This is a genomic window from Veillonella sp. Ser01 (assembly GCF_053850375.1).
Map to the genome: position 1 here is coordinate 291,268 of NZ_JBSPUA010000001.1, position 20,290 is coordinate 311,557.

Genomic DNA, 20,290 nt, shown 5'->3' on the forward strand with positions numbered 1-20,290 from the left:
ATAATCTATCGTAGGTATAGAAACCGCGTAGCAGAAATGCTACGCGGTTTTTTTATGATCCAATTATTATTTATTTTCGAACATATGTATCGAAGAAAAAACGAGAAAAATAGAGATTATGAAAGAAAAATATAAAAAAGTGGGATAAAAATGGATTTTTTATTGTGAATGGTGGGGAATTGTGGTAGAATTTACCATATAGTGGTGGATAAGGAATAGTAAAGGGCGGTGATACGTATGTTCATGGGAGAATATAATCACACCATTGATACAAAAGGGCGGATGATTATACCCGCGAAAATACGTGAACAACTAGGTGATTTGTGCATAGTCACAAAGGGCTTAGATGACTGCTTAGCTATTTACACCCAAGAGGCGTGGAAGAAAATTTCTGATGCCTTACAATCACAATCCTCCACTAAAGCTAGCGTACGTGCCTTAAAACGTTTTGTTTTCGGTAGTGCTGCTGAGCTTGAATATGATAAACAAGGTCGTGTCCTCATTCCTGTACCACTACGTGAATATGCGAGCCTTGATAAACAGGCCGTTATTGTTGGTGCTGGGGATCACGTTGAAATTTGGAGCCGCGAAAAATATGATTACTATGATGATCAAGTGGCTGAAAGTATGGAAGAATTAGTCGAAGGGCTTGAAGGGATTATGTTATAGGAGGCTATGATGGAATTTAATCATACCAGCGTACTTTTACGCGAAACGGTGGACTCCGTCGTAACTAATCCAAAAGGCATTTATGTGGACTGTACCCTTGGTGGGGCAGGACATGCGCACGCAGTGGGCGAAATGCTTGACCCAGAAGGCATGATAATCGGTTTAGATCAAGATGAAGATGCATTGAGCGTAGCTCGACAGCGTCTATCTGATTTAAAGTGTCAGGTGTTAACGATACCGACAAACTTTTCTAACTTAAAGGAAGCCCTTCAAAATGAGGGCATCTATGAAGTAGATGGTTTTATCTTTGATCTTGGCGTATCAAGTTATCAATTAGATACACCAGAACGTGGCTTTTCATATATGAATGATGGTCCACTTGATATGCGGATGGATAAGGAAGCACCATTAACAGCAGAGGAAGTTGTTAATGAATATGATGCTGAAGCACTATTGCAAATTATCCGTGACTATGGTGAAGAACGATGGGCTAAGCGGATTGTTGAATTCATCGTTAATGCACGTCAAGAAAAACGAATAACCACTACTGGTGACTTAGTTAGAATTATTAAACAAGCAATACCTGCGAAGGCGCGTCAAGATGGACCGCATCCGGCAAAACGGACGTTCCAAGCCATTCGCATTGAAGTAAATAGAGAATTAACTATCTTGCATGATAGTTTTGTAGATGCTGTATCCATGTTGAAACCAAAGGGGAAAATTGGGGTTATCACATTTCACTCCTTGGAAGATCGAATTACAAAACAAACTTTCAAAGAGTTGAGTACAGCATGTATATGTCCTCCAGAACTACCGATGTGTGTATGTAACCACAAAGCTGTTGTGAAGGCGAAGAATAAGGCTATAGAGCCAAGTGCAGGGGAGATTGAGGTTAATCCGAGGGCTAGAAGCGCGAAGTTGCGCGTAGCCGTCAAGTTGTAGAATTGGAAGGGGTTAGTGTTTATGTTAGCGAGAAAGGCTGTTGTGGGCCAAGTAAAAAGCGATGTGTTGGTCGCTTCACAAGGGAGAAAACGTAGTGCAAGTGTGGCTCTAGATTTGAGTCCTATGATGTGGCAAGTTGTATATGGTATTGCTGCATTGGTTGCATTTTTGCTTATTATGATGGTTATGAATGCATACAGCACAAAATTGGGCTACGAAGTAGTTAAAACACAGCAAGCTGTAGTACAATTAACAAAAGATAATGATGCTTTGGATGTTGAAGTGGCTTCCTTGAAGTCGCCCGTTCGTATCCAACAAATCGCAGAACAACAACTAGGGATGGTTTTGCCTGATTCTTTTGTTTATAGCACAAAAAGCGCTGTTACTGAACGCACTGTACAAGAGAAACAGCAAATTATAGACTAGCAGGCAAAGCAGCTCGTATTGGGCTGCTTTCCTTTGCGTGTAAAGGAGATTGTATATGAAACAATTACAAGATATAGTAAAAACCTTACAAACAACGCATGTAGAAGGTAATACAGCTGTTAAAGTATTAGATATTACAGCTGATTCTCGTGCTGTAAAAGTAGGTAGTTTATTTATTGCTTTAGATGGTGCCACTGTAGATGGTCATAATTATGTAAATAAAGCCGTAGAAGCTGGCGCAGTAGCAGTACTTGTATCTAAACCAGTAGAGGTAAGTGGTGATGTTTGTGTTATCACTGTAGAGGACACTCGTAAAGCTATGATGGCATGTGTGCCGTATTTCTTTGATTATCCAGCAAATTCCATGCGTATGATTGGCGTTACTGGTACGAATGGTAAAACGACTACAACACATATGATTCGTCATATTTTAAAAGCTCAAGGTCATAAAGTGGGCGTTATTGGTACTGTTCATATTATGATTGGTGATACAACATATCCAATTCATAATACGACACCTGATGTAGTGGATTTGCAACATATTCTTCATCAAATGGTAGAGGAAGGTGTTACACATTGTGTAATGGAGGTTTCTTCACACGCATTGGCATTGGGGCGAGTTTCTGGTGTTGAATATGATACAGCGGTATTTACAAACTTAACACAAGATCATTTGGACTTTCACAAGACCTTTGAAAATTATTTGGCAGCTAAGTGTAAATTATTTGAACAAGTTAGCGCACCTAATCAAAGTAAATCTGGTAAAGGGGCTATCATTAATATCGATGACGAATATGGTCATCGAGTAATTGAGAAAACAACGGCACCTATCATTACTTACAGTATTGATGGTAAAGGTACGTTGAATGCTCATGATGTAGAAATGACACCTAAGTCTAGCCGTTACACTGTCTCTTATGATGGCCATGACTATACAGTAGCTATGAATACCACAGGTTTATTTAATGTATATAATACTTTGGCTGCTATTGGTGCTTGTCTATTAGAAGGCATATCTATGGAAGATATAGATAAAGCATTGAAAACATTTAGCGCTGTACCTGGTCGCTTTGAGTTAATCGAAGAAGGTCAATCATTTGCAGTTGTTGTAGACTATGCACATACACCGGATGGTTTAGAAAATATTTTACAAACTGCAAAGGCTATTCAAGAAAATCGCATTATCGTAGTCTTTGGTTGTGGTGGTGACCGAGATGCGACAAAACGCCCTATCATGGGTCGTATTGCTGCACAATATGGTGATGTAGTATATGTAACATCTGATAATCCTCGTACAGAGGATCCTGTACAAATTGTGAAAGATGTAGAAGTAGGCGTTAAAGAAGGCCTTCGTGAAGGCTCTCATTATGAAGTAATCGTTGATCGTCGGGAAGCGATTCAACATGCAATACAAAATGCAAAACCTGGGGATATTGTACTAATTGCTGGTAAGGGGCATGAGGATTACCAAATCTTAAAGGATAAAACGATTCATTTTGATGATCGTGAAGAGGCGCGAGCAGCCCTCAAGGAGATCTAATATGGCAGAATTTACATTGTCTCAAGTGGTAGACGCCACAGAAGGGACGAGTACACATACCGAAAATATTAAGTTCTTAGATGTATCTACTGATACAAGAACGATTGAATCAGGCTTTTTGTTTGTAGCCTTAAAAGGTGATACCTTTGATGGTCATGATTTCATCAACACGGCCATTGAAAAGGGCGCTACAGGTGCAATCGTAGAAAAAGGTCGTGCCGTAAAAGGTATCGCATGTATCGAGGTTGAAAATACCTTGGTAGCGTATCAGAATTTGGCTCGCTATCATCGCCGTCGCTTTGATATTCCTGTAGTGGCTATAACTGGTTCTTCTGGTAAGACTACAACAAAGGAAATGGTGGCTGCTGTACTTGGTACAGAATTTAATGTTTTGAAAACTGAAAAAAACTTTAATAATGAAATTGGTTTGCCAAAAACATTGTTGCGCTTAACTGCAGAACATCAAGCATGTGTCGTAGAGATGGGCATGCGTGGTCTTGGTCAAATTGAAGAGCTTGCATTGATTGCGGAACCAACTATGGGCATTATTACCAATGTTGGTACTAGCCATATTGAGTTGTTAGGCTCTCGTGAAGCCATTGCACAAGCTAAAGGTGAATTAATTCGTTGTTTGCCTGAAAATAGTGTGGCTATTCTCAATGAAGATGATCCATATGTTAAGGCTATGGATAGCCTTGCTAAAGGTAAAACTATTACTTATGGTATCGAACGCAATGCTACATGTATTGGTAGCCATTTGCGTTATAAAAAAGACGGTATTAAGTTTACTTGCAAATGTTATGACGAAGTTTTCGATATCTTCTTACCTATGATTGGTGAACACAATGTATATGATGCATTGGCAGCAATTGTAGCTGGTCGTGTTTTGGGGATTAAATCCAACACCATTCGCAAAGGCTTAAGCGAGTTTACCGGCACTCCTATGCGCCAAGAAATCGTACCATTTGAAGATATTGTTATCTTAAATGATGCATATAATGCAAATCCTTCCTCTATGGCTGAAGCGATTAAAGCATTAGGTCAACTAGAAGGTAAACGTAAAATCGCTATGCTTGGTGATATGCTTGAGCTTGGTGATTATACTGAACAAGCGCATCGTGAAATAGGTCAATTGCTTGCTGAAGAAGGTTATAGTGTAGTATTCACATTTGGTGATGCTGCGGCCTTCATCGCTAAGGAAGCAAAAAAAGCAGGTTTAACTACATTCCGTTGTAATAGCCATTTAGAAATGGCTAATGCCTATAGCGATATTCGTGAAAAAGGGGATGTTATCCTTGTCAAAGGTTCCCGAGGCTTGCGAATGGAACGGGTTGTTGAAGAGTTAAAAGATCGAGAATAAAAGGTTGCGGCTAGTTATATCTAGCCGTCATCTGTTTATTAATGAGTAGAGGGTTCATATGATATATCATATTCTATTAGCCTTTGTAGTGACCTTTATCATTACAGTAGTGCTAGGTAAAATTGCTATTCCTATGTTGCGTTCTTTACACGCACAACAAAGTATTCGTGAAGAAGGTCCAGAAAGTCATCAAGCGAAAGCGGGTACGCCAACAATGGGTGGTGCTTTCATGATGATTGCCCTTGTTCTTGGTGTTGCTATTTTCGCACCATGGAATGTAGGTACAGGCATGTTATTATTTTTAACATTGGGCCATTGTTTATTGGGCTTCTTTGATGATTTTGTAAAAGCAGTTAAAAAACGTAATCTTGGCTTAACAGCTAAGCAAAAGTTGCTAGGTCAATTTATTTTGGCGGCCATATTCTGTTACTGTATTACTGAAATTATGGTTATTCCTACCACATTGTGGATTCCTGTAGCAGATATACATCTTCAATTAGGTTGGGCTTATTATGTTTTGGCGTTTTTAATTATCGTAGGTGCTACGAACGCAGTAAATCTTACAGATGGTCTTGATGGATTAGCTAGTGGTACCTCTGCTGTAGCTGCCATTGCTTTCTCCGTGATTGGTCTTATGGCTGCATCTACAACAAATTCTGCTGGTGCTGAAAGCGTTGCTTACTTTGGCGCCATTGTAGCCGCTGTTTGCCTTGGTTTCTTGGTATACAATGTAAACCCTGCGAAGGTGTTCATGGGGGATACTGGATCCTTAGCTTTAGGTGGTGCTTTTGCGGCTATGGCTATTTTGACTAAAACAGAATTGCTACTCGTTGTAATTGGTGGCATTTTTGTTATGGAAGCATTGTCCGTTATTATTCAAGTTATATCCTTTAAAACTCGTGGTGTGCGCGTATTTAAAATGAGCCCAATTCACCATCATTTTGAGTTGTCTGGTTGGGCTGAGCAAACTGTTGTTAATCGCTTCTGGTTTGGTGGCGCTGTATTAGCTGTTATTGGCGTCGTTTTAGCGACTATAACTTTGTAAGATAATACTTAACGGAACACGCAAATAATGGTATGCTTATAAGATAGGAATACATTATTTTTGTTGATAATTTAGGTGATATAGATGGAATACGGAGATAAACATATACTTGTTCTTGGCGCTGGTGCCAGCGGTATAGGCGCATCTTGGGTATTAGCTCAAGTTGGGGCCCATGTAGTGTTAAATGATTATAAGCCTGTTACACTGCCTGCAGATGAGGAAAAAAGACTTGTATCAGCAGGTGTAGATATTATTACAGGTCGACAAGATGAATCCTTGCTTGATGGCGTGGATCGCATTGTTATTTCTCCAGGTATTTCTCTAGATATTCCCATTGTAAAAGCCGCTCAAGCTCGTGGTATTGATGTGGTTAGTGAAGTAGAAGTGGCTTATGAGTTATCTAAATCGCCAATTGTAGCCGTTACAGGTACAAATGGTAAGACCACTACTACAACATTATTAACTAAGGTATTGGAAGGAACTGGAAAGCCAGTTCGCGTTGGTGGCAATATCGGCGATTCTCTTAGTGAAGTAGCTTATTCCATGCCAGCAGATGGTTTTTTGGTAGCTGAGTTATCTAGCTATCAACTAGAAACAATTAAGCATTTTAGACCGATTGGTGCTATTATGCTCAATATTACACCAGATCATTTAGCTCGTCATAAGACGATGGAAAATTATATTGCTGCGAAGGAACGCATCTTTGAAAATCAATTGAGTACAGATTTTATGGTGCTTAATATTGATGATCCTATTGTAGCAGACATGAAACATCGTGCACCTAGCCATATCCTTGAAATTAGTCAACATCAAGTGGTTTCAAATGGTGCTTACTATGATAAAGGACAATGTTATGTAACAAAGAATGGTACAGCAACACCTGTTATTGGTAGTGCTGATATCCACATTCCAGGTAGCCATAATATTGAAAATATTTTAACTGTTATCGCTTTAGCTTATGCGTTAGGTGTACCGGTAGAAACCATTCATCGTATTATAAGCGAGTTCCATGGTGTTGAACACCGATTAGAGCGAGTTAAAACTCTTGATGGAATTACATTCTATAATGATTCTAAAGCTACTAATGTAGATTCTGTTGTAAAAGCATTGGAATCCTTTGATCAATCCGTTATTTTATTAGCTGGTGGTCATGATAAAATGACTCCGTTAGAAGACTTTATGCAGCTTGTTAAAGAGCATACAAAAGCTGTTATCTTTATGGGGGAAGCAGCGGATCGATTTGAAGCTGCTGCAAAAGAGGCTGGTGTTCAGCCTATTTATAGAGCTTCATCTATGAAAGATGCTGTAGAACAGGGGTATAAATTGGCTGCCCAAGGTGATATTGTATTATTATCGCCAGCTTGTTCAAGTTTTGATTGGTATAGCTGTTTTGAAGAACGTGGCGATGATTTTAAAAACTGTGTTCATATGTTGCAAGAAGGGAGACACCATTAATGAAACGTATCATTATTTCAGGTGGTGGCACTGGTGGACATATATACCCAGCAATAACTATATATAAGGAAATTATGAAACAGAACCCTGATGCACAGGTTTTATATGTAGGAACGGAAAGGGGCTTAGAGGCTACCTTAGTGCCTAAAGAAGGCATTGAATTTACTACGTTACCTGTACAAGGTTTGCAACGTAAATTATCTTTTGGTACGTTGGTGACGTTAGGCAAGACTGCTTTTTCTCTTGTGAAAGCTAATGCAATCATTTCCAACTTTAAGCCTGATGTAGTTATTGGTACGGGTGGTTATGTTTGTGGTCCTATTCTTATGGCCGCAGCATTGCGCAATATTCCAACGTTGATACAGGAACAAAATGTCATTGCAGGCATTACAAATAAAATTCTAAGCCGTTTTGTTGATGTAGTCGCTATGGGCTACAAGGATGCAGAATCATCTTTTTCAAAGGCAAAACGCGTAGTATATACTGGTAATCCAGTACGTCCTGATGTATTAGTAGATACTAGGGAAGATGGACGTAATTATTTTAATTTAAGTGATGACACGTTCACCGTTCTTATAGCCGGTGGTTCTCGTGGGGCGAGAACTATCAATAATGCTATGATAGATGTACATAAGCATTTTCAAGGAACAGAAGGAATTAAATTAATCCATATTACAGGGGATGGGGAATATCAATCTGTGTTATCTCAGCTTGGTATTACCGATGGTGATGGTTTAGGTAATTCCTCATTGATCTTGCCATATTTACACGATATGCCAAAAGCATTAGCGGCAGCTGATTTAGCGGTCTTTAGGTCTGGTGCTATCGGTCTTGCTGAACTAGCAGTTCGAGGTATTCCGTCTGTATTGGTACCATATCCATATGCAGCGGAAGATCATCAAACCTATAATGCCCGTATTTTTGTTCAAGAAGGGGCAGCGCATATGATTGTTGACCAAATGTTAAGTGCCCATGATTTGATAGGGGAAATTGAAATGTTTATGGCCAATCGTGATTTATTGTCACAAATGGGAGAACGAGCGCTGCAGTTAGGTAAACCTAATGCAGCTCATGATATTGCAAAATTAGCATTATCTATTGCAAAGTAACAAGGAGAGGTTTTATGTTAGACGGTATTCATAAGATTCATCTTATTGGTATAGGTGGGTCTGGCATGCGTGCTATAGCGAATATTTTAATTCAAAAAGGTTATGACGTATCTGGTTCAGATGTAGCTGATTCTGCAGTTATTGAAAAGTTCAGAAATATGGGCGCTACAGTTCATATTGGCCATAATAAAGATTATGTAAAAGGCGTTGATGCTGTAGTTCGTTCTACGGCTATTCGCGAAGATAACCCTGAAATTCTAGCTGCTAAAGAGCAAGGTATTACAATTTTACACCGTTCCGATATTGTAAAAGCTGTGTTAGACGTAACAGATGGCATTGCAGTAGCTGGTGCTCACGGTAAAACTTCTACTACATCCATGATTGGTCAAATTTTAGTAGAAGCAGAAGCTGATCCAACAGTTATTATCGGTGGTGAAGTAGATTATTTAAAAGGTAGTAGTTGCCTTGGTAAAGGCCATTTCTCTGTAGTAGAAGCAGATGAAAGTGATGGGTCTTTCTTGAAACTACGACCACATACTATTGTTATTACTAACATTGAAGATGATCACATGGATCACTACAAAACAATGGATAATTTGTTAAATGCATTTTGTGAGTTTGTCGAAACGTTACCAGAATCTGGCAAAGCAATCGTATGTGGAGATAATGAGAATATTCGTTATGTTATGAGCCGTGTAAATCGTAATTTCATTACATATGGCTTAAGTGATAATAATGACTATGTAGCTAAAAATATTCACTATGTAGACTCTACTTTGGTCTATGATGTATACCATAATGGTGTGAATGTTGAGCGCATTCGCTTACGAGTTCCTGGTGAACATAATGTATTGAATTCGTTGGCTGCCTTTGTTGTTGCTCATGATTGCTGTGGTGTAGAAACGCGCACCATTACTAAAGGTTTAGGTAAGTTTATCGGTGCAAAACGTCGTTTCGAAACAAAAGGTCACGTAGCAGGTGTATGGGTTGTTGATGACTACGCTCATCATCCTACAGAAATTAAAGCAACATTGAAAGCAGCAAAAGAGTTGGAAAAACATCGTGTTATCTGTGTATTCCAGCCACATCGCTTTACTCGCACAAGCTTGTTAAAGGATGAATTTGCTACTGCTTTCACAAGCGCTGATGAAGTATATATGACAGATATCTATAGCTCTGGTGAAGATCCAATCCCTGGTATTGATGGCAATACGATCCCAAATGCTATTAAAGCGGCCACAGGTCAAGACGTAAATTATGTACCATCTGTTGACGATTTGCCTGAGGTATTAGCGAAAATAGTAAGACCTAACGACCTAGTTATCACCATGGGTGCAGGTTCTATTAATCAATATGGACCAAAATTATTAGCTATATTGGAGGAAGGCTTACAATGAAAGATAAAAAAATAATCGTATTAATGGGCGGTCCTTCCAAAGAGGCTGAGGTATCTCGTCGTACTGGCGCTGCTATTGCAGAAGCACTTGAAAGCAAAGGTTATAATGCCCAAACTTTAGAACTCAATCCGCGCACTGTATTAAAAGATATTGAAGACTTAGGTGGCGAGGTTGTATTTAATGCAATTCATGGTCGTTACGGCGAAGATGGTGCGTTGCAAGGTCTATTAGAAATGGCTGAAATTCCATACACTGGGTCAGGTATTATGGCTCATGCAGTAGGTATGAATAAAAAAGTAAGTAAAGATGTATTTAAAGGTGCTAATATTCCTACTGCAGCATCCGAGTCCTTTAATGGTAATCTTGAATCTGCAGAAGCTATTATTAAGCATATTCGTAAGGATTTTACAATTCCAGTAGTTGTGAAGTCTGCTACGCAAGGTTCTAGCATTGGGGTTACTATTGTTCGCGATGAAGCTCAGTTAGAAGAGGCTGTAACGGAAGCTCTAAAATATGATCCTATTCTTGTGGTAGAACAATTTCTTGATGGTCGTGAATTTACAGTATCTGTATTAGATGGTAAAGCATTGTCTGTTATTGAAATCCGTCCACATTCTGGTGAATATGATTACAAGAGTAAGTACACTGTAGGTGCTACTGAGTATTTAGTGCCAGCGCCTATTAGTGCAGAAATGACTGCTGAAATGCAACGCATTGGGGAGCTTGTGTATCGTGAAGTACAAGGCAGTGGGGTAATTCGTGTTGATGTTATGACAGACCATGCAGATAATATGTATGTTCTTGAATACAATACTGTGCCTGGTATGACAGCAACATCTTTAGTACCAAAAGCAGCAAAAGAAATGGGAATTGACTTCCCAACATTATGTGAAAAAATTCTATTAACAGCTAGTATAGGGAAATTTTAAGGGCTAATAGAAGATAAGGAGTTAACTATGGATGATAAGCAAAACCATCCATCCAACTCTGGGGAGATGCAGTCTTCTACACCTGTTCGTGATGAACGGGCTGTATTTAGAAAACGAGTGTTAAAAATCGGTGGTGCAGTTACTCTCGTGTTGGTGGGGTTGTTTACACTACCTATTCCTTTTGGATCCTTAAAAGTTACTGGATCGGATAAGGTAACTGTACAAGATGTAATGGTAGCTGGTGATATTCATGAACCTGTTAATATATTGCAGATTAGTACAGAAAAATTAAAAACTAGATTATCAAAAGATTTACGTGTCGAAGAGGCTCAAATTAGCTATCAGTTGCCACTGACAATGGTGGTAAATGTTGTAGAACGCAAGGCAGTTGCAGTCGTACCGGCTCAGTTTGGATACTTAACCCTTGATAGTAAGGGACAAGTGATTGCATCTGAGCCAGCTATACAAGACACATCCGTTCCTATGATTTCTGGTGTGAAAGCTGGAAATATACTATTAGGTGATACGGTAGTAGATAAACCGATATTGGCGGCTCTTGAATATTTGAACTCACTCGATGAGGAGACATTCAAGAATATTGCAGAGGTTAATATTGGAGATCCTGATGCGATAATGGCATATACTGTTTCAGGTATACAGATTCGACTGGGAGATGGCAAAGACTTAGCTAAAAAAGCAGAGCTAACTCAGTCGATGTTACAAGATATTAAAAAGACACATGGTAATGTACAGTATATAGATGTTAATGTTTCATCGCCGTACATTAAAACCGATGTGATGCCTGAAGTTAAAAAGCATCAGAATGGAGCACCGACTATAGAAAATTCATCTACTAAGAAGGATGATAAAAAACAAGATAGATAAGGTCATGTTGAATATAAAGGTAGATGATTGTCGTGAGACACGAACGGTGGGCAATTGCCATAGTCAGCTGTATATTAGGGTTCATGGTTGTTACCCAATATAAGATGACTCAAGATAATATAGAAGAAAATATTCGCTTACAACGGACTGGCGATTTGGCGGTACAATTGAGAGAGGCCCAGAGTGAACGTGATGCTTTGTTAAAGCAAATTGAGTCACTAAAAAAATCTGGTGCCAATGGCGGTGGTAAAGCTGATGAACAGCTCATGATGAAAGCGGCTTTAACTAATGTTAAAGGGCCGGGCGTTAGTGTATTGATTGAAGATAGCTTAAAGCCTGTACAAAGTGGGGAAAATCCCAATTTGTATGTAATTCATGATGAAGATATTCTAAGAATTGTTAATGAATTACGGGCTGGTGGGGCTGAAGCGATAGCTATTAATGATCAACGCCTCATAGGAACGTCTGAAATACGATGTTCAGGCCCGACTATTACTGTAAATGGAAAGGTTTTTGGAGCTCCCTTTACGGTGAAAGCTATTGGAGATCCAAAGACATTAAATTCTGCGCTCACTATGCGCGGTGGTGTAGTAGATTCACTTAAACATTGGGGAATAAAGGTAACTATAAAGCAAGAAGAGGATGTAGCGATTCCTGCTTTCACAGGTACTTTTAGAGAAGAATATATGAAGCCTAATGAGTTAGGAGGTAAAGAATGAATATCTATATCTTTGCCATCATTGGCCTAATTATAGGGGCTACCTTAGGATGGATAGCACCACTTCATATCCCTGCTAGTTATTCGAATTATACTTCTGTAGCTGTTCTAGCAGCTTTAGATGCAGTATTTGGTGGCAGTCGAGCAGCATTGGAAAGAACCTTTGATCTCAGTAACTTTGTCATTGGGTTCTTTTCAAATATGGTATTAGCTGTTATTCTTGTATATGTTGGTGATTTAATAGGCATTAACTTATACTATGTGGCTCTTATTGGATTTGGGTTACGTGTATTTATTAATGTAGGCGCTATACGCAAAATAATTATGACTAAGCGGTTCTAATAAATCCCATTCTATATAGTGGAAAGTTTTCAAATTTTAGTGTAAAATAAATGTAATTGTTATAAGATAGTCAGTATATAAATCGATACATTGGGACGTATATTGATACAATAGATAACGATAAGAGGAGGAAGTTCAATGTCTGATTTTGCAAATATTAAAGTTATCGGTGTTGGTGGCGGCGGTAATAACGCTGTTAACCGCATGGTAGATAGCGATCTTAAAGGTGTTCAATTCTTGTCTGCTAATACAGAAAGCCAAGTGCTTGAATTGTCTAAAGCGGATGTAACAATTCAAATCGGCGAAAAAGTTACTAAAGGCCTTGGTGCTGGTGCTAATCCACAAATCGGTGAAGAAGCAGCTCAAGAAAGCCGTGAAGAAATCATTAAAGCTCTTGAAGGTGCTGATATGGTATTCGTAACTGCTGGTATGGGCGGTGGTACTGGTACTGGTGCTGCTCCAATCGTAGCTGAATGTGCTAAAGAAATTGGTGCATTAACAGTAGGCGTTGTAACTAAACCTTTCGCATTTGAAGGTAAACGTCGTCGTGCACAAGCAGAAAAAGGCATTGAGTTCTTGACTCAAAAAGTTGATACAATTATCGTTATTCCTAATGATAAATTGTTACAAGTTGTAGATAAAAAATGTTCTTTGAGTGATGCATTCCGCACAGCTGATGATGTACTTCGTCAAGGTATCAAAGGCATTTCTGATTTGATTCAAGTTCCTGGTTTAATCAACCTTGACTTTGCAGACGTAAAAACTATCATGACTGAACAAGGCGAAGCTTTGATGGGTATTGGTATTGGCGAAGGTGAAAACCGCGCTGCAGATGCTGCAAAAATGGCTATCAATAGCCCATTGTTGGAAACTTCCATCGATGGTGCTAAAGGCATCTTACTCAACATTTCTGGTAGTGCAAACTTGAGCTTGTTCGAAATCAACGAAGCAGCTGAAATCATTTCTGAAGCAGCAGACCCTGATGCAAATATCATCTTCGGTTCTGTTATCGATGAAAGCTTGGGCGATAAAGTTCAAATTACAGTTGTGGCTACTGGCTTTAATTCTAATGCAAAAAGCGTACCAGAATTCGGTAAAACAACTACTACATCTCGTCCAGCATCCACTACAACAACAACTAACAGCGGTATCCCAGATATCCCTGTATTCATGAAACGCTAATTTATAGAGTGTATAATAAAAACATTCGTAAATAAGTAACTTAGTAAGACATATCTTGAGATATGTGTATAGGAGGTACAAATGAAGAAATTAGTATTATTAACTCTAGCAGCTACAGTTGTGGCAGGTAGTGCATTTGCAGCGGCACCTGTAACAAAAATTAGCGACGGTTCCACTAAAGTACAAGCTGATTATGCATTTAAACAACATGTATCTAAAGGTGGCGGCAATAGCAACGACGGTTTCGGTGTTTCTTTGCAACACGATCTTTCCAATAAAACTGCAGTTCAATATTCTTATGATAAATTGAATGCAAAAAATGGCGACATTAAAGATCATCAATTAGCATTAGTTTATAAAGTGCATCCAAACGTAAATGTATATGGTGCTGGTACTGCAATTCGTACAAATGATACAGAATTAGGTTTCCAAGCTGGTGTTATTGGTCATGTGCCATTGACAGAAAAAGTAAACGGCTTTGCTAAAGCTGGTTGGGGTAACGATATTAAACAAACTTACCAAGTAGGTGCTCAATATGAAGTTCGCCCTGATGTAGACTTGAACGTATACTATGGCTATGATAAATATAGCGTAAACAACAATGATAAAACTGTAAATGGTTTACACGCTGGTGTAGGCTACTCCTTCTAAGGATACTAAAGACCACTCAAATGAGTGGTCTTTTTTTTATAAATACTAGCATATGATTTATAAAAATATTTTGTATAGGATATTGTATATATACTATATACCTTAGCTTTTTTACAATTCAGATTGTAATTAGTATTTTTTCTTATGTATACAATATATTTCTTAAATACACATTGTATAATTAAATAAGTTTAGGTATGATAGGTGTGTAATATTCATTTTAGATAGGATGGTGCAAGTTATGACAAGTGTTGCTGCAAAGCATGCAAAAGGGAAAAAATTAAAGGACGTGATCTTTGTTACTGCTGGACAAGCAATAGCTGATGCAAAAGAAAATGGTCGTGAGAATGTTGTAAACGGTACTTTAGGTGCTATTTATGATGAAGAAGGTAACTTAGTTTTCCTCAAAACTGTTAAAGAAGAATATTTGGGGCTTTCTGACATGGAACATATTGGTTATGCTCCGATTGCAGGTGTACCTGAGTTCCTTGCTGCTGCAGAGGCGGAATGCTTTGGACAATCTCGTCCAGAAGGTCATATCCGTAGTATTGCTACTACAGGTGGTACAGGCGGTATTCATCACTTAGTTCATAACTATACAGAACCTGGTGATGAGGTGTTGACTGCTGATTGGTACTGGGGTGCCTATCGTATACTTTGTAGCGATGTAGGTCGTACACTTGTTACCTATTCTCTATTTGATGAACATAATAACTTTAACCATGAAGCGTTCCAAAATCGTGTAAATGAATTAGCTGCGAAACAAACAAATGTTGTAATTTTGTTTAATACACCTGGTAATAACCCAACAGGTTACTCTATAGAGGACAAAGATTGGGAATCTATTCTAAATTTCTTAAAAGAACTCGTTGCTATAGGCCGTAATAATGTAATCATTGGCATTGATGTTGCATACCTTGATTATTCTGGTGAAAAAGAAGAAGTTCGTGCATTCTTTAGTAAATTCAGTCATTTGCCAAAAGAAATCCTCACATGTGTATGTTACAGCTTGTCTAAAGGCTTCACTATGTATGGTCAACGTGTAGGTGCTATGATTGGTATCTCTGATGACGAAGAAATTGCTGATGAATTCTTAGAAATTAATAAATCTACAAGTCGTGCTACGTGGTCTAATATTTGCCGTCCTGCAATGCGCACGATGGCTAATATTGTAGCAGATCCTGTTAAATTTAAGGCCTATGAAGATGAGCGTAATAGCTATTATCAATTGATTCGCGATCGTGCTGATATATTTAAACAAGAGGCGGCACAAGTTGGTCTTCCTATGTTGCCATATCGCGGTGGTTTCTTTATTACGATTCCTACAGATTCTGCTAATGCTATCTGTGAAGAATTGAAGAAAGAACATATTTATGTTATTGCCTTAGCAAATGGTATTCGCGTTGCAGCATGCGGTATTCCTAAATTCCAAATGACAGGTCTTGCCGAAAAAATTTATAATGCCATGAAACGCCTTGGTAAATTATAATAGATAAGTAAAACTTATGTGAAAAGCCACTTGATACATGGATCAAGTGGCTTTTCTTACATTAGTGAATGTCTTTATGTTCTTTAATATCTTTGTCAGCTTCTTTAGCCAAGTTTTCAAGTGCTCGTTTAGGCGCTGTACGTTCACCTGTTTCTGGATCCACGAATTCAACACGATCCAATGTATCTGTGATTTGGCCTCGAATGAAGCTTAAGTAAATCTCATAAAGTTCTTTTTTTTCTGCTAATTCCTCTGGTGTGAGTTGTTGCCCAGATTTTTTCTTTGCTGCTAGTTCATTTATACGTTTTAATGTATCGTTAATATTGCTCATATTGACCTCCTGTATTCTATATTAGAATAACTTGATTTATTATAACATAGAACTAAATGAATACGTATGGTAAGATATAAGTTGTACGCGTCTGTACTTTCACAAGTGAGAAAGGAGAGCTGTATGCGTGTAACAAAAGCAATAAAGGCAGAACAATTGAAATTATTGGAAGAGCATTATTTTGATGCAAAACCTGCCCTTGAGTATACAAATGAATTTGAATTATTAGTGGCAGTTGTATTATCTGCACAATGTACGGATGAGAGAGTTAATATCGTTACTAAACGGTTATTTCCTGAACTAAATCATCCGGCTAAGATGCTAGCAGTTGGGGTTACCAAATTAGAAACTCTTATTAAGGACTGTGGCCTTTATAAATCTAAAGCCAAAAATTTGATTGCAACTTGTCAGATTCTAGTAGAACAATACCATGGGGAAGTGCCACGGGAATTTGACCAACTCGTTGAATTACCTGGTGTAGGTCGTAAGACTGCAAATGTGGTAGTATCTGTATTGTTTGGTACGCCAGCGATTGCTGTAGATACTCATGTATTCCGTGTGTCTAACCGATTAAAACTGGGAATTGCTAAAACACCAGAAGAGATGGAATTAAAGTTGCAGAAGGCAATTCCTAAAGAGGATTGGGCTGCTGCCCATCACTGGTTAATTTACCATGGACGTAAACTATGTAAGGCTCGTAAGCCTTTATGTGAAGAATGTTTTTTAAATCACTTATGTCCTTCAGCTGGAAAGGTTTAATATGAAAGTAAATAACGAAGAATTTATTGCCCTTTGTGCTACTCATGGCATTGAAGGTATTGATATTGTAAATGAGTTAATGCGTTTTAAAGTGTTAGATCAATTAATTTCTAGTAATGCCAGCTCCCGTGAGTGGGGCGTTACGGCTGATGATTTATATGCGTTAGCGGAAAAATCTACAGTAGAGTCTTTTGGCCCTGTTCCATATGATTTGAATACATTCCAAGCTCTATATGGCCCTTCCTTTAGAGTCGAATTATTTGATTTTATTAGCGATACAGGTATTTTAGATGGTCTAGATGTTGGTACTATCTGGGAGACTCCTGTTCGTGAAAGTATCGAAGCCCATAGTAAAACGGGAGAACTCGTTCTATATGCTTATGTAGAAGAATACGCAGGTATGATTGAAGAAATCCTTCAATCTTATGAAGATAAAAAAGTTGTGCTTTATACGGCATCTCCAGTGTGCTATAGCATTTTGACACGTTTATATCCGATGGCGCAAATTATTAATCAATGGCCTCATCGCAGCTATTTTGATCATATCTTTACAGGAACGGTTGGCATGTTCCAATCCTCTGAAGATATTGTGGAAGAAGTGGCTAATGGTTTACATAACTTGGTACCAGAAGGGACGGCTCAATTGTTCTTACCGGCTACGATGGCACAAAATCAATTGGGTTTGAACAATATGGCATTACAATTCTTCTTGAACCAAAAACGTGTGGAAGCTATCCGTGAGTGGACTCCATTAGGAGCATACGAAATTGTATATGGCAAATATGATGTTAAAAAGATGCGTGTTGGCCTTCGTGAACGCGTTGGCGAAGAATGGAAAACGATTAATTATATTCCATTGCCTCATGGTGTGTTCGCTCAATTGCCCGTCTTTACCGTATTAAATTATGGCTTGTCTTTGCGTTCTATTTTGCTACCAGGTGGTCAAACTGATGTAGCCTTAGGACAAGATGGTATTTACTGTATCGACAGCCGAGTTTCTGAATTAGGTCGTAATGCTCTTGTTGAAAATGGCGCTTATTTCCTTACATTTAAACGTCATACAGACCATGTAGATGTAGATATTACTACAGAAGCACCAAAAGAGGACATCTATTGGATGTTCCCAGATGCTGAATTAGCCTATATGTGGTATGCATACTTCTGTAGCACTATTGGTCAAACATTGATTCAAGAAGTTTCCATGCTCGTTCAAACAGATGAGTCATTCGGTTATATGCTTAGCAGCGTACGTCGACGCGTGTTAGATGTTAACGACGAGGCTCAACTAATCACATCTGTTCAAGCAGCTGATGAAGCGTATATCAAGGCTGTGACAGAAGCGACAGAGGATTGGAAATCTACAGTAGATGAATTAGGCGCTCAAGTTATGCCACCAACAACATCTATTGATATTGAAGATTATAGCGATTATAAAAATTAATTGTAAAAGTCTAATATTTAGTTTAAAATATATCGTATCCTAAAAAATATAAACTACTAAATATAGTAGGTATGAAACATACTACACGAATGTGTAAGAAAGGAGGACTCATGGCTGTTATTAATTTTGAAATCTTCAAAGTTATTGGTACTTTATCTGAAGATAAAGACGGTTGGAAAAAACAATTAACATGCACTAGCTGGGGCAAATATAATCCTAAGTTTGACCTTCGTGCTTGGGATAGTGAATATACAAGCATGAAAAAGGGTATTACCCTTTCTTTAGAGGAGCTCATCGCATTGCGTGACATCCTTAATGAAAGTGACTTAGAGACCATCCTAGCTGAGTCTATTGAAGAAAAACAAGCATCCAAGGAATAGTATTGGCAACTTGCATTTGTGCATATGTCATGCTATAATCTATAAGAATAATATTGATTGTCGGAAAGAGGTGTATAGAATGAAACAAGGTATTCATCCAGACTATAAAGAAGCTACAGTAACTTGCGGTTGTGGCAACACATTCAAAACTGGCTCTGTAAAAGAAGACCTTCGTGTAGACGTTTGCTCCAAATGCCATCCGTTCTTCACTGGTCAACAACGCGCAGCTCAAGCTCGTGGTCGTATTGAACAATTTAACAAACGTTACGGCAAATAATTTGTCATGTAATGTAGCATCTATTGGCAGGGCTATGGGCTCTGCCTCTATTTGTTTATGAGAGGAGCTCTTGTGAACACAGAACGTATTAAAAAGTTTGTCGGTGGACAAGCTGTGATCGAAGGTGTCATGATGAGGGGGCCTGGTGTTACAGCAACAGCTGTACGAGAACCATCAGGAACCATTGTAGTTCAAAAAGAGCCTACAAAATCTATTGCTGACACATATCCAATTTTGAAAAAACCATTTCTTCGTGGCTGTGTAGCCCTCTATGAATCTCTAGTCATTGGCATGAAGGCATTGTCCTTCTCCGCTAAAGCCGCTGGCGATGAAGAGGAAGAAATGTCTAATAGTGAAATTGCCATTACGATGGTTATTTCCACCATATTTGCGATAGCTGTATTTTTGGCATTGCCTACATTTATCGTAAAATTTATTCCTGGTGTACAGGATAATCATGTAGTATTAAATCTCATTGAAGGTGTCATTCGTTTAGTTCTTTTTCTACTCTACATTTGGGGTATTGGTCTTACGAAGGATATTCAACGAGTTTTCCAATATCATGGGGCAGAGCATAAAACAATTCATACCTATGAATTAGATTTGCCTCTTACCGTAGAAAACGTTCGTCAACAAAGTCGTTTACATGCTCGATGTGGTACAAACTTCTTACTCATCGTTATGGTAGTAAGTATCTTTGTATTTGCCTTTTTAGGTTGGCCTAATTTGTTAGAACGTATTCTGAGCCGCGTACTGCTTATGCCCGTAGTAGCAGGTATTGCGTACGAGGTTATTCGTCTTGCTGGTCGTAGTGAGCATTCCTTTGTGAAAGCTCTTATCAAACCAGGTCTTGCATTACAGTACATGACCACACGTGAACCAGAAGATGATCAAATTGAAGTCGCTATACGAGCTCTTGAAGAGGTTCGCCCTCCTGAGAGTGATGCATATGAAGAGGAATAA

Annotated in this window: 22 protein-coding genes; 21 read left to right on the forward strand and 1 reads right to left on the reverse strand. The window is 38.6% G+C overall.

Going from position 1 to position 20,290, the window contains the following annotated elements; translation table 11 throughout:
- Positions 1-237 precede the first annotated feature (237 nt).
- The 16 genes from mraZ to ACWTVK_RS01400 all read left to right on the forward strand — a co-directional run bounded on the left by mraZ (position 238) and on the right by ACWTVK_RS01400 (position 16,139).
- Positions 238-669 carry a division/cell wall cluster transcriptional repressor MraZ gene (mraZ, locus tag ACWTVK_RS01325; protein WP_009351750.1) on the forward strand — a complete coding sequence of 144 codons (432 nt, stop codon included), beginning with the start codon at positions 238-240 and terminating at the stop codon, positions 667-669.
- 9 nt (positions 670-678) lie between these two features.
- A complete protein-coding gene (gene rsmH / locus ACWTVK_RS01330; RefSeq protein WP_456045992.1) occupies positions 679-1,611 on the forward strand; it encodes a 16S rRNA (cytosine(1402)-N(4))-methyltransferase RsmH in 933 nt (310 codons plus the stop codon).
- Between the two features lie 21 nt (positions 1,612-1,632).
- Entirely contained in the window at positions 1,633-2,037 is a 405-nt protein-coding gene (gene ftsL, locus ACWTVK_RS01335; protein ID WP_060924202.1) for a cell division protein FtsL, read from the forward strand.
- Positions 2,038-2,092: 55 nt separating this feature from the next.
- The gene (locus tag ACWTVK_RS01340) at positions 2,093-3,577 is read left to right on the forward strand and encodes a UDP-N-acetylmuramoyl-L-alanyl-D-glutamate--2,6-diaminopimelate ligase (RefSeq protein WP_456045706.1); all 1,485 of its coding nucleotides are present in this window, start codon (positions 2,093-2,095) and stop codon (positions 3,575-3,577) included.
- Position 3,578: 1 nt separating this feature from the next.
- Complete coding sequence (locus ACWTVK_RS01345; RefSeq protein WP_456045707.1) at positions 3,579-4,937, forward strand: UDP-N-acetylmuramoyl-tripeptide--D-alanyl-D-alanine ligase; 1,359 nt, start codon at positions 3,579-3,581, stop codon at positions 4,935-4,937.
- 58 nt (positions 4,938-4,995) lie between these two features.
- Positions 4,996-5,982: a phospho-N-acetylmuramoyl-pentapeptide-transferase gene (gene mraY / locus ACWTVK_RS01350; RefSeq protein ID WP_456045708.1), complete on the forward strand. Its 987-nt coding sequence runs from the start codon at positions 4,996-4,998 to the stop codon at positions 5,980-5,982.
- Positions 5,983-6,066: 84 nt separating this feature from the next.
- Entirely contained in the window at positions 6,067-7,437 is a 1,371-nt protein-coding gene (murD, locus tag ACWTVK_RS01355; protein ID WP_456045709.1) for a UDP-N-acetylmuramoyl-L-alanine--D-glutamate ligase, read from the forward strand.
- Positions 7,437-8,546 (forward strand): undecaprenyldiphospho-muramoylpentapeptide beta-N-acetylglucosaminyltransferase, encoded by a 1,110-nt coding sequence (gene murG / locus ACWTVK_RS01360; RefSeq protein ID WP_287533551.1) that lies wholly within the window; start codon positions 7,437-7,439, stop codon positions 8,544-8,546. Before murD ends, murG begins: the two co-directional genes overlap by 1 nt.
- Before the next feature lie 14 nt (positions 8,547-8,560).
- Positions 8,561-9,943: a UDP-N-acetylmuramate--L-alanine ligase gene (gene murC, locus ACWTVK_RS01365; protein ID WP_456045710.1), complete on the forward strand. Its 1,383-nt coding sequence runs from the start codon at positions 8,561-8,563 to the stop codon at positions 9,941-9,943.
- Entirely contained in the window at positions 9,940-10,872 is a 933-nt protein-coding gene (locus ACWTVK_RS01370; protein WP_303939167.1) for a D-alanine--D-alanine ligase family protein, read from the forward strand. The genes murC and ACWTVK_RS01370 overlap by 4 nt, the downstream gene beginning before the upstream one ends.
- A gap of 27 nt (positions 10,873-10,899) precedes the next feature.
- Positions 10,900-11,757 carry a cell division protein FtsQ/DivIB gene (locus ACWTVK_RS01375; protein ID WP_456045711.1) on the forward strand — a complete coding sequence of 286 codons (858 nt, stop codon included), beginning with the start codon at positions 10,900-10,902 and terminating at the stop codon, positions 11,755-11,757.
- A gap of 23 nt (positions 11,758-11,780) precedes the next feature.
- A complete protein-coding gene (locus ACWTVK_RS01380; RefSeq protein WP_105085810.1) occupies positions 11,781-12,476 on the forward strand; it encodes a DUF881 domain-containing protein in 696 nt (231 codons plus the stop codon).
- Positions 12,473-12,817, forward strand: a complete 345-nt coding sequence (locus ACWTVK_RS01385; RefSeq protein WP_295203248.1) for a small basic family protein — start codon at positions 12,473-12,475, stop codon at positions 12,815-12,817. Before ACWTVK_RS01380 ends, ACWTVK_RS01385 begins: the two co-directional genes overlap by 4 nt.
- 138 nt (positions 12,818-12,955) lie before the next feature.
- The gene (ftsZ, locus tag ACWTVK_RS01390) at positions 12,956-13,999 is read left to right on the forward strand and encodes a cell division protein FtsZ (protein WP_456045712.1); all 1,044 of its coding nucleotides are present in this window, start codon (positions 12,956-12,958) and stop codon (positions 13,997-13,999) included.
- 81 nt (positions 14,000-14,080) lie between these two features.
- The gene (locus tag ACWTVK_RS01395) at positions 14,081-14,650 is read left to right on the forward strand and encodes an outer membrane beta-barrel protein (protein WP_105085807.1); all 570 of its coding nucleotides are present in this window, start codon (positions 14,081-14,083) and stop codon (positions 14,648-14,650) included.
- Between the two features lie 241 nt (positions 14,651-14,891).
- On the forward strand, positions 14,892-16,139 hold the full coding sequence (locus tag ACWTVK_RS01400) for a pyridoxal phosphate-dependent aminotransferase (protein ID WP_303939179.1): 1,248 nt from the start codon (positions 14,892-14,894) through the stop codon (positions 16,137-16,139).
- A gap of 61 nt (positions 16,140-16,200) precedes the next feature.
- Here the strand turns inward: ACWTVK_RS01400 and ACWTVK_RS01405 are convergent, their stop codons facing one another.
- A complete protein-coding gene (locus ACWTVK_RS01405) occupies positions 16,201-16,470 on the reverse strand; it encodes a DUF896 domain-containing protein (RefSeq protein WP_295838175.1) in 270 nt (89 codons plus the stop codon).
- Positions 16,471-16,593: 123 nt separating this feature from the next.
- Between ACWTVK_RS01405 and nth the strand changes: the two genes are divergently transcribed.
- The 5 genes from nth to ACWTVK_RS01430 all read left to right on the forward strand — a co-directional run bounded on the left by nth (position 16,594) and on the right by ACWTVK_RS01430 (position 20,290).
- A complete protein-coding gene (gene nth / locus ACWTVK_RS01410) occupies positions 16,594-17,229 on the forward strand; it encodes an endonuclease III (protein WP_370816127.1) in 636 nt (211 codons plus the stop codon).
- A gap of 1 nt (position 17,230) precedes the next feature.
- The gene (locus ACWTVK_RS01415; RefSeq protein WP_456045713.1) at positions 17,231-18,670 is read left to right on the forward strand and encodes a hypothetical protein; all 1,440 of its coding nucleotides are present in this window, start codon (positions 17,231-17,233) and stop codon (positions 18,668-18,670) included.
- Positions 18,671-18,780: 110 nt separating this feature from the next.
- Entirely contained in the window at positions 18,781-19,050 is a 270-nt protein-coding gene (locus tag ACWTVK_RS01420) for a YdbC family protein (protein ID WP_005386267.1), read from the forward strand.
- 79 nt (positions 19,051-19,129) lie between these two features.
- A complete protein-coding gene (gene rpmE, locus ACWTVK_RS01425; protein ID WP_004696185.1) occupies positions 19,130-19,327 on the forward strand; it encodes a 50S ribosomal protein L31 in 198 nt (65 codons plus the stop codon).
- 57 nt (positions 19,328-19,384) lie between these two features.
- Positions 19,385-20,290, forward strand: coding sequence for a DUF1385 domain-containing protein (locus ACWTVK_RS01430; protein ID WP_303938465.1), 906 nt, complete (start codon positions 19,385-19,387; stop codon positions 20,288-20,290).